Source organism: Streptomyces sp. NPDC052043 (assembly GCF_044548235.1).
Taxonomy (GTDB): domain Bacteria; phylum Actinomycetota; class Actinomycetes; order Streptomycetales; family Streptomycetaceae; genus Streptomyces.
Window position 1 is genome coordinate 123,470 of record NZ_JBIUBT010000007.1, and the last position, 15,955, is coordinate 139,424.

Annotated in this window: 1 protein-coding gene (only partly in view); it reads left to right on the forward strand. The window is 75.5% G+C overall.

Annotation, left to right across the window (positions count from 1 at the left end):
• On the forward strand, nt 1–15,944 hold the 3' portion of the coding sequence (locus tag ACIHCX_RS19580) for a type I polyketide synthase (protein WP_400031006.1). 12,628 nt of this gene lie to the left of the window's left edge; 15,944 of the gene's 28,572 nt are visible here — the last part of the coding sequence; the start codon falls outside the window, past its left edge; the stop codon is at nt 15,942–15,944.
• The last annotated feature ends 11 nt before the right edge of the window (nt 15,945–15,955 follow it).

The window sequence follows — 15,955 nt, forward strand, 5'->3', positions numbered from 1 at the left end:
CGGGTGTCGCCTCCGGCACCCTGCGCCGCGACAACGGTGGCCTGGACCGCTTCCTGCTGTCCGCCGCCGAGGTGTTCGTCCGCGGTGTCCAGGTCGACTGGGCCGCCGTGTTCGAGGGGACCGGTGCGTCCCGGGTCGACCTGCCCACCTATGCCTTCCAGCACGAGAACCTGTGGGCCATGGCCGCCGCCCCGGAGGCCGTCACCGCGGCCGACCCCGAGGACGCCGCGTTCTGGACCGCCGTCGAGGACGGGGACGTCTCCGCCCTGACCGCGGCCCTCGGCACGGACGAGGACTCCGTCGCCGCCGTGCTGCCCGCGCTGTCCTCCTGGCGCCGGGCCCGCAAGGAGCGCTCCACCGTCGACTCCTGGCGCTACCGCCCCACCTGGAAGCCCGTCACCAAGCTCCCGCAGCGCACCCTGGACGGCACCTGGCTGCTGGTGTCCGCCGACGGCGTCGACGACACCGACGTCGCCGAGGCGCTGGAGACGGGCGGCGTCCAGGTACGCCGGCTCCTCCTCGACGAGAGCTGCACCGACCGCGCCGTGCTGCGCGAGCGCCTCACCGACGCCGACGGTCTCACCGGCATCGTCTCAGTCCTCGCGGGCGCCGAGCGGACCGGTGCCGTCCCCGGCACCGGACTCGTCCTCGGGGTCGCCCTCACCGTCGCCCTCGTCCAGGCACTCGGCGACGCCGGCATCGACACCCCGCTGTGGGCCCTGACCCGCGGCGCCGTCTCCACCGGCCGCTCCGACAAGGTCACCGCGCCCGTCCAGGCCCAGGTCACCGGCATCGGCTGGACCGCCGCGCTGGAGTGCCCGGGACGCTGGGGCGGTGTCGTCGACCTGCCCGAGACACTGGACGCCCGCGCCGGCCAGCGGCTCGCGGCCGTCCTCGCCGGCGCGCTCGGCGACGACGACCAGATCGCCCTGCGCTCCTCCGGCGTCTTCACCCGCCGTATCGTCCGCGCCGACGCCGCCCCCGAGGGCTCCGCCCGCGACTGGAAGCCACGCGGCACCACCCTGGTCACCGGTGGCTCCGGCACCCTCGCCCCGCACCTGGCGCGCTGGCTCGCCGAGCAGGGCGCCGAACACCTGGTCCTGGTCAGCCGGCGCGGCCCCGAGGCGCCCGGCGCCGCCGAACTCCGCGCCGAGCTGGAGGAACGCGGCACCGAGACGACCCTCGCCGCCTGCGACATTACCGACCGCGACGCCGTTGCCGCCCTCCTCGAAACCCTGAAGGCCGAGGGCCGCACCGTCCGCACGGTGGTGCACACCGCGGCCACCATCGAACTGCACACCCTCGACGCCACCACGCTCGACGACTTCGACCGCGTCCTCGCGGCCAAGGTCACCGGCGCGCAGATCCTCGACGAACTCCTCGACGACGAGGAACTGGACGACTTCGTCCTGTACTCCTCCACCGCCGGCATGTGGGGCAGCGGCGCGCACGCCGCGTATGTCGCGGGCAACGCCTATCTGGCGGCCCTCGCCGAGCACCGGCGCGCCCGCGGCCTGACCGCCCTGTCGCTGTCCTGGGGCATCTGGGCCGACGACCTCCAGCTCGGCCGAGTCGACCCGCAGATGATCCGCCGCAGCGGCCTGGAGTTCATGGACCCGCAGCTCGCGCTGAGCGGCCTCAAGCGGGCCCTCGACGACGACGAGCAGGTCATCGCGGTCGCCGACGTCGACTGGGAGACGTACCACCCCGTCTACACCTCGGCCCGGCCCACCCCGCTGTTCGACGAGGTCCCCGAGGTGCAGCGGCTCACCGCCGCTGCTGCGCAGAGCGCCGGGGACCCCGCCCGGGGCGAGTTCGCCGCCGCGCTGCTGGCCCTGCCCGCCGCCGAACAGCACCGCAAGCTGCTGGAGACCGTCCGCACCGAGGCCGCCTCCGTGCTCGGCCTGTCCTCCGCGGAGGACCTCACCGACCAGCGCGCCTTCCGCGACGTCGGCTTCGACTCGCTGACCGCCGTCGGGCTGCGCAACCGGCTCGCGTCCGTCACCGGGCTGACGCTGCCGTCCACGATGGTCTTCGACTACCCGAACCCGGCCGCCCTGGCCGGCTTCCTCCACTCCGAACTGGCCGACGTCCACTCCGCGGGTGCCGTCGCCGTCACCGCCGGAGCGCCCGTCGACGACGACCCGATCGCCATCGTCGGCATGAGCTGCCGCTACCCCGGCGGCGTCACCTCCGCCGAGCAGCTGTGGCGGGTCTCGCTGGAGGAGGTCGACGCGGTCTCCGTCTTCCCGGCCGACCGCGGCTGGGACGCCGAGGCCCTCTACGACCCCGACCCGGACGCGTCCGGCCGCACCTACTCGGTCCAGGGCGGCTTCCTGCGCGACGTCGCCGACTTCGACCCCGGCTTCTTCGGCATCTCGCCCCGCGAGGCCCTCTCGATGGACCCGCAGCAGCGCCTGCTCCTCGAGACGGCCTGGGAGGTCTTCGAGAACGCCGGCCTCGACCCGGTCGGCCGGCGCGGCAGCCTCACCGGCACCTTCATCGGCGCCAGCTACCAGGACTACGGCGCCGCCGTGCCCGGCAGCGAGGGCTCCGAGGGCCATATGATCACCGGCTCGCTGCCCAGCGTGCTGTCCGGCCGAGTCTCCTACCTCTTCGGCCTCGAGGGCCCGGCCGTCACCCTCGACACCGCGTGCTCGTCCTCGCTGGTCGCGATCCACCTGGCCTGCCAGTCGCTGCGCAACGGCGAGAGCACCCTCGCCCTCGCCGGCGGTGCCAGCATCATGTCCACCCCCATGTCGTTCATCGGCTTCAGCCGGCAGCGGGCCCTCGCCGAGGACGGCCGCTGCAAGGCGTACGCCGAGGGGGCCGACGGCATGACTCTCGCCGAGGGTGTCGGCCTGATCCTGCTGGAGCGGCTGTCCGACGCCCGCCGCAACGGCCACGAGGTCCTCGCCGTCATCCGCGGCTCCGCCGTCAACCAGGACGGCGCCTCCAACGGTCTGACCGCCCCCAACGGCCCCTCCCAGCAGCGCGTCATCCGCCAGGCCCTCGCCAACGCGGGCGTCGAGGCGAACGACATCGACGTCCTGGAGGGCCACGGCACCGGCACCGCCCTCGGCGACCCGATCGAGGCGCAGGCCCTGTTCGCCACCTACGGCAAGGACCGCGACCCCGAGCGACCCGTGCTGCTCGGCTCGGTGAAGTCCAACATCGGCCACACCCAGATGGCCTCCGGCGTCGCCAGCATCATCAAGCTGGTCCACGCCCTTCGGGAGGGCGTCGCCCCCAAGTCGCTCCACATCGACCAGCCGTCCACCCATGTCGACTGGTCCTCCGGCACCATCCAGCTGCTCACCGAGCGCACCGAGTGGCCCGAGACCGGCCGTCCGCGCCGTGCCGCCGTGTCGTCCTTCGGACTCAGCGGCACCAATGTCCACACCGTCCTGGAGCAGGCCCCCGCCGCCGACGCCCCGGCCGCCGAGGACACCCCCGCACCGCGGGACGCCCTGGTGCCCGTCCTCGTCTCCGGACGCGGCGAGGCGGCCCTGCGCGCCCAGGCCGGAGCCCTGCTCGACCTGCTGGCCGAGCGCCCCGGCATCCACCCCACCGATCTGGCGTTCTCCCTCGCCACCTCCCGTGCCGCCCTCGAGCACCGCGCCGCGGTCGTCGCCGACGACCACGAGGCACTGGTGCGCGGTCTGACCGCACTGCGCGACGGACTGCCCGGCGCCGGACTCGTCCAGGGCCGAACCGGCCGCGGACGCACCGCCTTCCTGTTCACCGGACAGGGCAGCCAGCGCCTCGGCATGGGCCGCGAACTCTACGAGCGCCACCCGGTGTTCGCCGACGCCCTGGACGCGGTCCTCGCCCGGATCGACGGCACCACCGAACGCCCCCTGCGCGACGTGCTGTTCGCCGCCGAGGGCTCCGAGGACGCCGCCCTGCTCGACCGCACCGGCTACGCACAGCCCGCGCTGTTCGCCCTCGAAGTGGCGCTGTTCCGGCTGCTGGAGTCGTGGGGCGTCACCCCCGACTACCTGGCCGGGCACTCCGTCGGCGAGATCGCCGCCGCGCATGTCGCCGGCGTCCTCGACCTCGACGACGCGTGCGCCCTGGTGGCCGCCCGCGGCCGGCTGATGCAGGCACTGCCCGAGGGCGGCGCGATGGTCGCCCTGGAGGCCGCCGAGGACGAGGTGCTGCCGCACCTGGAGGGCCTCGCCGACCAGGTCTCCGTGGCCGCCGTCAACGGGCCCCGGTCCGTCGTCGTCGCCGGCGAGGAGGAGCCCGTGCTCGCCCTCGCCGCGCACTTCGCCGAACAGGGACGCCGCACCAAGCGTCTGCGGGTGAGCCATGCCTTCCACTCGCCGCTCATGGACCCGATGCTGGACGACTTCGCCGCCGTGGCCCGTGCTCTGACGTACCACGCGCCGTCGATCCCGTTCGTCTCCCATGTGACCGGCACCCTGGCCGCCCCCGAGCAGGTGTGCACCGCCGACTACTGGGTCTCCCACGTCCGCTCCGCCGTGCGCTTCGCCGACGGCATCGGCTGGCTGTCCACCCAGGGCGGCGTCCAGACCTTCCTGGAGCTCGGCCCCGACGGTGTGCTGAGCGGCATGGCCCGCGAGAGCCTCACCGACGCCTCCCGCACCGCGCTGCTGCCCACTCTGCGCGGCGACCGCCCGGAGGAGCAGGCCCTGGTCACCGCCGTCGCCGCGGCCCACGCCCATGGCTTCGACGTCGACTGGACCGCCTGGTTCCAGGGCAGCGGCGCCCGCCGGGTGGCCCTGCCCACCTACGCCTTCCAGCGTGAGCGGTACTGGCCCGACACCACCGCGGCCGGCATCACCGCCCCCGCCCCCGGCTCCGCACTGGACTCCGAGTTCTGGGCCGCGGTGGAACACGCCGACGTCGCCTCGCTCACCGCCTCCCTCGGCCTGGACGACGCGACCGTCACCGCGATGGTCCCGGCGCTCACCGCCTGGCGGCAGCGCCGCGGCGAACAGTCCGCGCTCGACTCCTGGCGCTACCGCGTCACCTGGAAGCCGCGCGGCGGCGCCCCCGGCGCCGCACCCACCGGACGCTGGCTCGTCCTGGTCCCGGCCGAGCACCGCGACGACGCCGCCGCCTGGGCCGCCGATGTCGAGGCCGCCCTCGCCACCGCCACCGTCCGCGTGGAGGTCACCGGCACCGACCGCGCCGCCCTCGCCGCCCGGCTCACCGAGGCCGCCGACGGCGACACCTTCCAGGGCGTGCTGTCGCTGCTGGCGCTCGCGCCCGGCGACGCCGGACACCCCGGCGCCCCGGCCGCGCTCACCCTCACCGCCACCGCCCTCCAGGCGCTCGGCGACGCCCGCATCGACGCCCCGCTGTGGAACATCACCCGCGGAGCCGTCGCCGTCGGCCGCTCCGAGCAGATCACGGCACCCGAACAGGCCGCCGTATGGGGCCTGTTCCGCGCCGCCGCCCTCGAACTGCCCGGCCGCGTCGGCGGCAGTGTCGACCTCCCCGAGGACCTCGACACCCAGGCCGCCCGACGGCTGCGCGGGATCCTGGCCGCCGGTGACGGCGAGGACGCCGTCGCCGTCCGCGCCAGCGGCGTCTTCCTGCGCCGGCTCGCCCACAGCCCCGCCGCCGACACCGTCGGCTCCGCCTTCGACCCGGCGGCCGGCACCGTCCTGATCACCGGCGGCACCGGCGGCATCGGCGGACACCTCGCCCGCCGCCTCGCCCGCGACGGCGCCGCCCATCTGCTGCTCACCAGCCGCCGCGGCCCCGACGCCCCCGGCGCCGACGAACTCCGCGCCGAACTGGAGGAGTCGGGCGCCCGCGTCACGATCGCCGCCTGCGACGCGGCCGACCGCGACGCGCTCGCCGCGCTCCTCGCGACGGTGCCCGAGGACGCGCCCCTCACCGCCGTCTTCCACACCGCGGGCGTCGTCGACGACCATGTGGTGGACGAGCTGACCCCGGAGAGCTTCGCCACCGTCCTGCATGCCAAGACGGTCGCCGCCCGCCATCTGCACGACCTCACCGCCGGCCACGACCTCGCCGCGTTCGTCCTGTTCTCCTCGACCGCCGGCCTGATCGGCGCCGCCGGACAGGGCAACTACGCCGCCGCCAACGCCCAGCTCGACGCCCTCGCCGAACAGCGCCGCGCCCAGGGCCTGCCCGCCCTGTCCGTGGCCTGGGGACCCTGGGCCGGCTCCGGCATGGTCGCCGACGCCGCCGAGATCGCCGCCCGGGTCCGCCGCGGCGGATTCGAACCGCTCGACCCCGCCTCCGGTGTCGCCGCGCTGCTGCGCGCCGTCGACAACGGCGACACCTCTGTCGCCGTCGCCGACATCGGCTGGGAACGCTTCCTGCGCGCCTTCGCGTCGGCCCGCCCGCTGCCGCTCGTCGCCGACCTCCCGGAGACGGCGGGCGCCAACGCCCCGGCGGCGGCCGCCGGCACCGGCTCAGGCCTGCGGGAGCAGCTCGCCGGCCTGCCCGCCGAGGAGCGCCCCGCACATGTCCTCGATCTTCTGCGCACCCAGGTGGCGGCCGTCCTCGGCCACTCCGACGCCCGCACCGTCGACGACGACCTGGCCTTCCGGGACCTCGGCTTCGACTCGCTCACCGTCCTGGAGCTGCGCAACGCGCTCAACGCCCTCACCGGCCTGAGCCTGCCCGCCTCCCTCGTCTACGACCACCCGACGCCGCGCGAGATGGCGGACTTCCTGCTCGCCGAACTCCTCGGCTCGCTCCAGGAGTCCACCGCCCAGGCGGTCGCCACCCGGGCCGTCGACGAGGACCCGATCGCGGTCGTCGGCCTCGCCTGCCGCTTCCCCGGCGGCGTGAGCACGCCCGAGGAGCTGTGGCAGCTGCTGGCGGAGGGCCGCGACGGCATCACCGGCTTCCCCGACGACCGCAACTGGGACATCGCGGCCCTCGGCGCCGGCGCCTCCGACACCCTGCACGGCGGATTCCTCGCCCAGGTCGCCGACTTCGACGCCCGCTTCTTCGGCATCTCGCCCCGCGAGGCGCTCGCCATGGACCCGCAGCAGCGACTGCTGCTCGAGACCACCTGGGAGGCCCTGGAGCGGGCCGGCATCGACCCGGCCGCGCTGCGCGGCTCCACCACCGGTGTGTTCGTCGGCACCAACGGCCAGGACTACCCGAACCTGCTGCGCCGCTCCACCTCGGACGTCTCCGGCTATGTCGCCACCGGCAACACCGCCAGCGTGATGTCCGGCCGCCTCTCCTACGCCCTCGGCCTGGAGGGACCCGCGGTCACCATCGACACCGCCTGCTCCTCCTCGCTGGTCGCCCTGCACTGGGCGGGCCGCGCGCTGAGCGCCGGCGAGTGCGACCTCGTCGTCGCGGGCGGCGTCTCGGTGATGTCGACCCCCGACTCCTTCGTCGAGTTCAGCACCCAGGGCGGCCTGGCCCCCGACGGCCACTGCAAGCCGTTCTCCGACGACGCCGACGGCACCGCCTGGTCCGAGGGCGTCGGCATCCTGGTCCTGGAGCGGCTCTCCGACGCGATCCGCAACGGCCACGAGGTCCGCGGCATCATCCGCGGCACCGCCGTCAACCAGGACGGCGCCTCCAACGGTCTGACCGCGCCCAACGGCCCGTCCCAGCAGCGCGTCATCCGCCAGGCCCTCGCGGACGCCCGTCTCGCGCCGTCCGAGATCGACGCGGTCGAGGCGCACGGCACCGGCACCACCCTCGGCGACCCGATCGAGGCGCAGGCCCTCCTCAACACCTACGGCCCGGGCCGGGACACCGACCAGCCGCTGCTGCTCGGCACCGTCAAGTCCAACATCGGCCACACCCAGGCCGCCGCGGGCGTCGCCGGCGTCATCAAGATGCTGCTGGCGATGCAGCACGGCACCCTGCCGCGCACCCTGCACGTCACCAGCCCCACCAGCCATGTCGACTGGAGCAGCGGCGCGGTGTCGCTGCTCACCGAGGAGCGCGACTGGCCCGAGACCGGACGGCCGAGGCGCGCCGGTGTCTCCGCCTTCGGCGTCAGCGGCACCAATGCGCATGTCATCGTGGAGCAGGCTCCCATCGACGAGCCCGTGGTCGCGCCCACCGACGAGCCCGCCCCCGCCGCCGAGGTCACCACCGTCCCGTGGATCGTCTCCGGCCGCAGCCGCGAGGCCCTTCAGGACCAGGTCGACCGGCTCACCGCGTACGCCGCCGCCCAGCCGGAGCTCTCCCCGCTGGACGTCGGCCGCTCCCTGGCCACCGACCGCACCCTCTTCCCGCACCGCGCCGTACTCCTCGCCGGCCCCGACGGGGTGCGCGAGACGGCCCGTTCGCTCGCGTCCCGCACCCGGGGCCGTACCGCCTTCCTGTTCTCCGGCCAGGGCGCCCAGCGCGCCCTGATGGGCCGCGAACTCTACGAGCGGTACCCGGCGTTCGCCGACGCCCTGGACACGGTCCTCGCGCAGTTCGACACCGCGCTGGCCTTCTCGCTGCGGGACGTTCTGTTCGCCGAGCCGGGCACGCCCGAGGCCGAGCGGCTGAACGAGACCGGCTGGACCCAGCCCGCGCTGTTCGCCGTCGAGGTCGCCCTCCACCGCCTCCTGGAGTCCTGGGGCCTGACCCCCGACCAGGTCGCCGGTCACTCCATCGGTGAGATCGCCGCCGCGCATGTGGCGGGGGTGTTCTCGCTGGAGGACGCCTGCCGACTGGTCGCCGCCCGCGCCTCCCTGATGCAGGAGCTGCCGCGGGGCGGTGCGATGCTCGCGGTGCGCGCCACCGAGGAGGAGGTGCTCCCGCATCTGACGGAGCGGGTGTCGATCGCGGCGGTCAACGGTCCTTCGGCGGTGGTCGTCGCCGGTGACGAGGACGAAGTCGCCGCGTTCGCCGCGCACTTCGAGGCGCAGGACCGCAAGACCACCCGGCTGCGGGTGAGCCATGCCTTCCACTCGCCGCTCATGGACCCGATGCTCGCCGACTTCGCCCGGGTCGCGGAGTCCCTCACCTACCACGAGCCCGTCATCCCGCTGGTCTCCACGGTGACCGGCGCCCCCGCCGGAGCCGAACTCCTCACCCCCGGCTACTGGGTGCGGCACGTCCGCGAGACCGTACGGTTCGCCGACGGCGTCCGGGCGCTGCACGAGGACGGTGTCACCACCTTCGTCGAGATCGGCCCGGACGGACAGCTCACCGCCGCCGCCCAGCAGACCCTGGACGCGTCCGCCGACGAGGCACCCGCCACCGTCGTCGCGCTCCAGCGCCGCGACCGCTCCGAGGAGACCACCCTCCTGGAGGGCCTGGCCACCCTGCACACCCAGGGCGCCGGACCCGACTGGACCGCCTGGTTCGCCGGCACCGGCGGGCACCGCGTGGAACTGCCGACGTACGCCTTCCAGCGCGAGCGCTACTGGCCCGAGCCCGCCGCGCCCGGCGCCACCGGCGTCCAGGACCCCGTCGACGCCGCCTTCTGGGCCGCCGTCGAGCGGGAGGACCTGGAGAGCCTCACGGCCTCCCTGGGCCTGGACGGCGACACCGTCACCACGATGGTGCCCGCGCTGTCCGCCTGGCGCCGCCGCACCGACGCCCGCTCCACCGCCCGCGACTGGCGCTACCACGAGAGCTGGACCGTGCTCGGCACCCCGGCGCACCCCGCGGGGGCCGGCCGCGTCCTGGCCCTGGTGCCCGCCGAACACGCCGGCACGGACTGGGCGGAGACCCTGGTCGCCGCCCTGGGCGCCGACCCGCTCGTCGTCGACGGGACCTCCGGCTCCCTCGCCAGGGAACTCGCCGCTCTCGACCCGGCCGGCTGGACCCTGGTGGTCTCGCTGCTCGCCGCGGGCACCGGCACCCTGCCGGCCCCCGACGCCGCACCGGCCGCCGTCCTGGAGGCCCTCGAGGCCGCCGGCGTCGACGCCCCGCTGTGGTGCGTCACCCGCGGCGCCGTCTCCGTCGCCGGAGAGGCACCCGCCGCCGTCGGTCAGGCCGCCCTCTGGGGCATGGGCCGGGTCGCCGCCCTTGAGCACCCCGAGCGCTTCGGCGGCCTCGCCGACCTCGCGCCCGACGCCGACGCCGCCACCGCGGCCCTGCTCGTCGCCCACCTGGCCGAGCCCGGCAGCGAGGACCAGATCGCCGTCCGCGCCGCCGGTCTCTTCGGCCGCCGCCTGGTGCGCACCGCCGTCGCCCCCGGCGACTCCGGATGGCGCCCGCACGGCACCGTCCTGGTCGTCGGCGGCACCCGCACCATGGGCGCCCGCGCCGCCCGCTGGCTCGCCCGCGAGGGCGCCGCCCGCCTGGTGCTGACCACCTCCCCGGCCGACAGTGCCACCGACACCGAGGAGCTGAGGGCCGAACTCGGCCGGCTCGGCGCCGAGGTCACCGTCGCCCCGTACGACGGCGGCGACCGGGACGCGGCCCGCGCCCTCCTGGACGGACTGACCGGCCTCACCGCGGTCGTGTACGCCGACGACACCCCGGCGGACGGCCCGGCCGCCGCCCTCGCCCCGGTGGACACCCTCGCCGAGGCCGTCACTGGCCGCTCCCTGGACGCGTTCGTGCTCTTCGGCTCCGTCGCCGGGGTCTGGGGCGTGCGCGGCCGGACCGACGAGGCCGCGGGCGGCGCCTATGTGGACGCCCTCGCCCGCGCCCTGCGCGCCGAGGGGACGCCCGCGCTGGCCGTCTCCTGGAACGCCTGGGCCGAGCTGACCGACCCGTCGACCACCGCCCATCTGCGGATGAACGGCCTTCCGGTGATGGACGCCGACGCCGCCCTGACCGCCCTCGCCGGTGCCGTCGCCGACGGCTCCGCCGCGGTCACCGTCGCCGACGTCCGCTGGGACACCTTCGCCCCGGCGCACCACGAGACCCGGCCGACCGCGCTCTTCGACGGCCTGCCCGAGGCCAGGACCGCCCTCGCCGGCGCGGCCCGCGACCGTGCCGAAGGGGCCACCGCCTCCGACGGCTACGGCCGGTGGCTCCTGGAGCAGCCCGCCGCCGACCGGGACGACATCCTGCTCGCCCTGGTCAGCGAGAAGGCCGCCCTGGTCCTCGGCCACGCGGACACCACGCTCGTCGAACCCGACCTGCCCTTCCGGGACCTCGGCTTCGACTCGCTGACCGCCGTGGACCTGCGCAACCAGCTCACCGCCGCCACCGGCATCACACTGCCCGCGACCCTGGTCTTCGACCACGCCAACCCCGCGGCGCTCGCCGCACACCTGCGCACCGAACTCCTCGGCGGCGCCACGGACACCGCCGCCCCGGTGGCCGCGCCCGCCGCCACCGGCGACGACCCGATCGTCATCGTCGGCATGGCCTGCCGCTTCCCCGGCGGCGTCAACTCGCCCGAGGACCTGTGGCAGCTCGTCCTCGACGAGGTGGACGCCGTCGGCGACTTCCCGGCCGACCGCGGCTGGGACCTCGACGCCCTGGCCGGCGACGGACCGGGCCGCAGCGCCACCGACCAGGGCGGATTCCTCTACGACGCCACCGACTTCGACCCCGGTCTGTTCGGTGTCTCGCCACGCGAGGCCATGGTGATGGACCCGCAGCAGCGGATCTTGCTCGAGGCGTCCTGGGAGGCCCTGGAGCGGGCCGGCATCGACCCCGGCACCCTGCGCGGCAGCGGCACCACCGGCGTCTTCGTCGGCGGCGGCTCCGGCGACTACCGGCCGCCCGCCGAGTACGGCCAGTGGCAGACCGCCCAGTCCGCCAGCCTGCTGTCCGGCCGCCTCGCCTACACCTTCGGCATCCAGGGCCCCACGGTGTCCGTCGACACCGCCTGCTCCTCCTCCCTGGTCGCCCTGCACCTGGCCGCCCAGGCCCTGCGCTCCGGCGAGTGCTCGATCGCCCTGGCCGGCGGTGTCACCGTGATGGCCACCCCGGTCGGCTTCGTGGAGTTCAGCGCCCAGGGCGCGCTGTCGCCCGACGGCCGCTGCCGCGCCTTCTCCGAGGACGCGGGCGGCACCGGCTGGTCGGAGGGTGTCGGCATGCTCGTCGTCGAGCGCCTGTCCGACGCCCGCCGCAACGGCCACCGGGTGCTCGCCGTGCTGCGCGGCTCCGCCATCAACCAGGACGGCGCCTCCAACGGACTGACCGCGCCCAGCGGCCCCGCCCAGCAGCGCGTCATCCGCCAGGCCCTCGCCAACGCCCGCCTGGAGGCCGCCGACGTCGACGCCGTCGAGGCGCACGGCACCGGCACCAAGCTCGGCGACCCGATCGAGGCACAGGCCCTGCTCGCCACCTACGGACAGGACCGCGAGCGGCCCGTGCTCGTCGGCTCGCTGAAGGCCAACATCGGTCACACGCAGGCCGCGTCCGGTGTCGGCGGCGTCATCAAGATGGTGCTCGCCATGCAGCACGGTCTGCTGCCGCGCTCGCTGTACACCGAGAACCCCTCCTCGCACGTCGACTGGACCGCGGGCAACGCCCGCCTGCTCACCGAGCTGACCCCCTGGCCCGAGTCGGAGCGGGTGCGCCGAGCCGCCGTCTCCTCCTTCGGGGCCAGCGGCACCAACGCCCACCTGATCCTGGAGCAGCCGGAGCCCGTCAAGCAGCCCGTGGAGAGCGCCCGGCCCGCCGAGGACGGCACGCCCGTCCCGGTCCTGCTGTCCGGCCGCTCGCAGAACGCGCTGCGCGCCCAGGCCCGCAAGCTCCTGGCCCATGTGGCGGGACACCCCGAGGAGACGGTCACCGATCTGGCCCGCACCCTGGCCACCACCCGCGCCGTCTTCGAGCACCGGGCCGCGGTGACCGCCGCCGACCGGGACGCCCTGATCGCCGGACTCACCGCCGTCGCGGAGGGCACCACCGCCGCGCACATCGTCGAGCACCAGGTGGAGCGCACCGGCAAGCACGCCGTGCTCTTCTCCGGACAGGGCTCCCAGCAACTCGGCATGGGCCGGGACCTGTACGAGCGGTTCCCGGCGTTCGCCGAGGCGTTCGACGCGGTCCTCGCCCGGCTCGACGGCCACCTCGGCGCCTCGCTGCGGGACGTCGTCTGGCACGGCGACCAGGAGACCCTGAACGAGACCGGGCACACCCAGCCCGCGCTGTTCGCCTTCGAGGTCGCCCTGTACCGCCTGATGGAGTCCTGGGGAGTGACGCCGGACTTCGTCGCAGGACACTCCGTCGGCGAGATCGCCGCCGCCCATGTCGCGGGCGTCCTCTCCCTGGACGACGCCTGCCGGCTGGTCGCCGCCCGGGCCCGCCTGATGCAGGACCTGCCGCGCGGCGGCGCCATGGTCGCGGTCGAGGCCACCGAGCAGGAGGTCGCCGCCGAACTCACCGAGGCGGTGTCGATCGCCGCGGTCAACGGCCCCACCTCCGTGGTGCTCGCCGGTGCGGAGGACGCGGTGCTCGCCGTGGCCGCCGTCCTCGCCGAGCGGGGCCGCCGCACCTCCCGCCTCAAGGTCAGCCACGCCTTCCACTCGGTGCTGATGGACCCGATGCTCGCCGAGTTCCGCAAGGTCGCCGAGAGCCTGCGCTACGAGGCACCCCGCATCGCCGTCGTGTCCAACGTGAGCGGCGACGTGGCGGGCGCCGACGAACTGTGCGACGCCGACTACTGGGTGCGCCATGTGCGCGGCACCGTCCGGTTCGCCGACGGCGTCACCGCACTGGCCGGCCGTGGCGTCCGGGTCTTCCTCGAACTCGGCCCCGACGCGGTGCTGTCCGCGCTGGCCGAGCAGAGCGCCCCGGACACCGTGAGCATCCCCGCGCAGCGCCGCAACCGCGACGAGGTGGAGACCCTGGTCGCCGCCCTCGGCCGGCTGCACGTGCACGCCGCCGGACCCCGCTGGGACGCCTTCTTCGACGCCGCCCCCGGCTTCTGGCTGGACCTGCCGACCTACGCCTTCCAGCGCGGCCGGTTCTGGCCGGACACCCTGCCCACCGCCCCGCAGGGCGGCGCGACCGCCGGGGAGGCCGACGGCACCGACAGCGCCTTCTGGGACGCCGTCGCGCAGGAGGACTTCGGCTCGCTGGAGTCCGTCCTCGACGTCGAGGGCGACGCCCTGTCCAAGGTGCTGCCGGCGCTGCTCGACTGGCGTCGCCGCACCTCCGAGGAGACCCGGCTCGACCGCTGGCGCCACCGCATCGTGTGGAAGCGTCTGACCGGCGCGGCGATGGCCCACCGCAAGCCGCTCACCGGCACCTGGCTGGCCGTCGTCCCCGAGGGCCTCGGCGAGGACCCGTGGGTGACGACCGCGCTGGATGCCCTGGGCACCCGGGTGGTGCGCGCCGAGGTCGGCGCCGACGGCCGGGAGGCCATGGCCGCCACCCTGCGGGAGGCCGCCGGGGAGGGCACCGGCTTCGGCGGCGTCGTCTCCCTGCTGGCCCTGCGCGAGACCGTGCACGGCGACGTGCCGGAGGGCGTCGCCCTCACCGGCACGCTGCTCCAGGCGCTCGGCGACGCCGGGATCGAGGCCCCGCTGTGGTGCGTCACCCGCAGCGCCGTGTCCGCCAACCGCTCCGACCGTCCGCGCCGGCCGCTGCAGGCCGCCGTGTGGGGCCTGGGCCGGGTGGCCGCGCTGGAGTACCCGAACCGCTGGGGCGGTCTGGTGGACCTGCCGGAGCGCGCCGACGAACGGGCCGCCGCCGGACTGGCCGCCGTCCTCGCCGGACTCGACGGGGAGGACCAGGTCGCCGTGCGCGGCTCCGCCGTCCTCGCCCGCCGCCTGGTGCCGGCCCCGGACCGCGGACAGAGCGGCGCCTGGGACCCGACCGGGACCGTGCTGATCACCGGCGGCACCGGAGCCATCGGCGCCCATGTGGCCCGCCGACTGGCCAAGGACGGCGTCCAGCACCTGGTGCTGCTGAGCCGCCGCGGAGCCGAGGCGCCCGGCGCCACCGCCCTGCGTGACGAACTCCAGGCGCTCGGCACCGGCGTCACCCTCACCGCCTGCGACGCCTCCGACCGGGGCCAGCTGGCCGCGGTGCTCGACGCGATCCCGGCCGACCGGCCGCTGACCGCGGTGCTGCACGCGGCGGGCGTGCTCGACGACGGTGTCATCGACCGGCTCACCCCGGAGCGGTACCAGAAGGTGTTCCGCGCGAAGGTGACCTCGGCGCTGCTGCTCGACGAGCTGACCCGCGACCTCGACCTGACCGCGTTCGTCCTGTTCTCGTCCGCCTCCTCCGCGGTCGGCAACCCCGGCCAGGCCAACTACGCGGCGGCCAACGCGGTCCTGGACGCCCTCGCCGAGGCCCGCCGGGTGCGGAAACTGCCCGCGACCTCCGTGTCCTGGGGCGCCTGGGGCGGCGGCGGCATGGCCGACGGCCACGGCGCGGACGACGCGGCCCGCCGGGCCGGCGTCGCCGCCATGGACCCGGACCTCGCCGTGGAGTCGCTGCTGCGGCTGGTCACCGGCAAGGAGCCGACCGCGGTGGTCGCCGAGGTCGACCTCGACCGGTTCGCCTCCGCCTTCGGCGGCGCCCGGCCGAGCGCCCTGCTGCGGGAGTTCCCCGGCTACCGGGAGACCGTCGCCGCCGCGGCGCCCGCGTCCCCGGAGGGCGCCCTCGCCGACCGGCTGGCGGGCATGGCGCCGGCCCGCCGCCTGGACACCGTCGTGGACCTGGTGCGCACCCGTGCCGCGCAGGTCCTCGGCTATCCGGACATCGACGCCGTCGGAGCCGAACGGTCCTTCCGGGACCTCGGGGTGGACTCGCTCGGCGCGGTCGAGCTGCGCAACCAGCTCGGCGCCGAGACCGGTCTGAGCCTGCCCGCGACGCTGGTCTTCGACCACCCGACGCCGCTGGCGCTGGGCGAGTTCGTCCTCGCCCGGCTCGCCCCCGACGAGGCCGGGCCGGCCGTGTCCGACGAGGAGACCGAGATCAGGGCCGTACTGGCCTCCGTCCCGCTCGACCAACTGCGTGAGATCGGGGTCCTGGAGCCGCTGCTCCAGCTCGCCGGACGCGGCGGTGGGGGCGGCGACGAAGACGGCGAGTCCGTCGACTCGATGACAGTGGCAGACCTGGTGCGGGCCGCGCTCGGCGGCCAGTCCGACCTGTAGCGCGAAGTGAT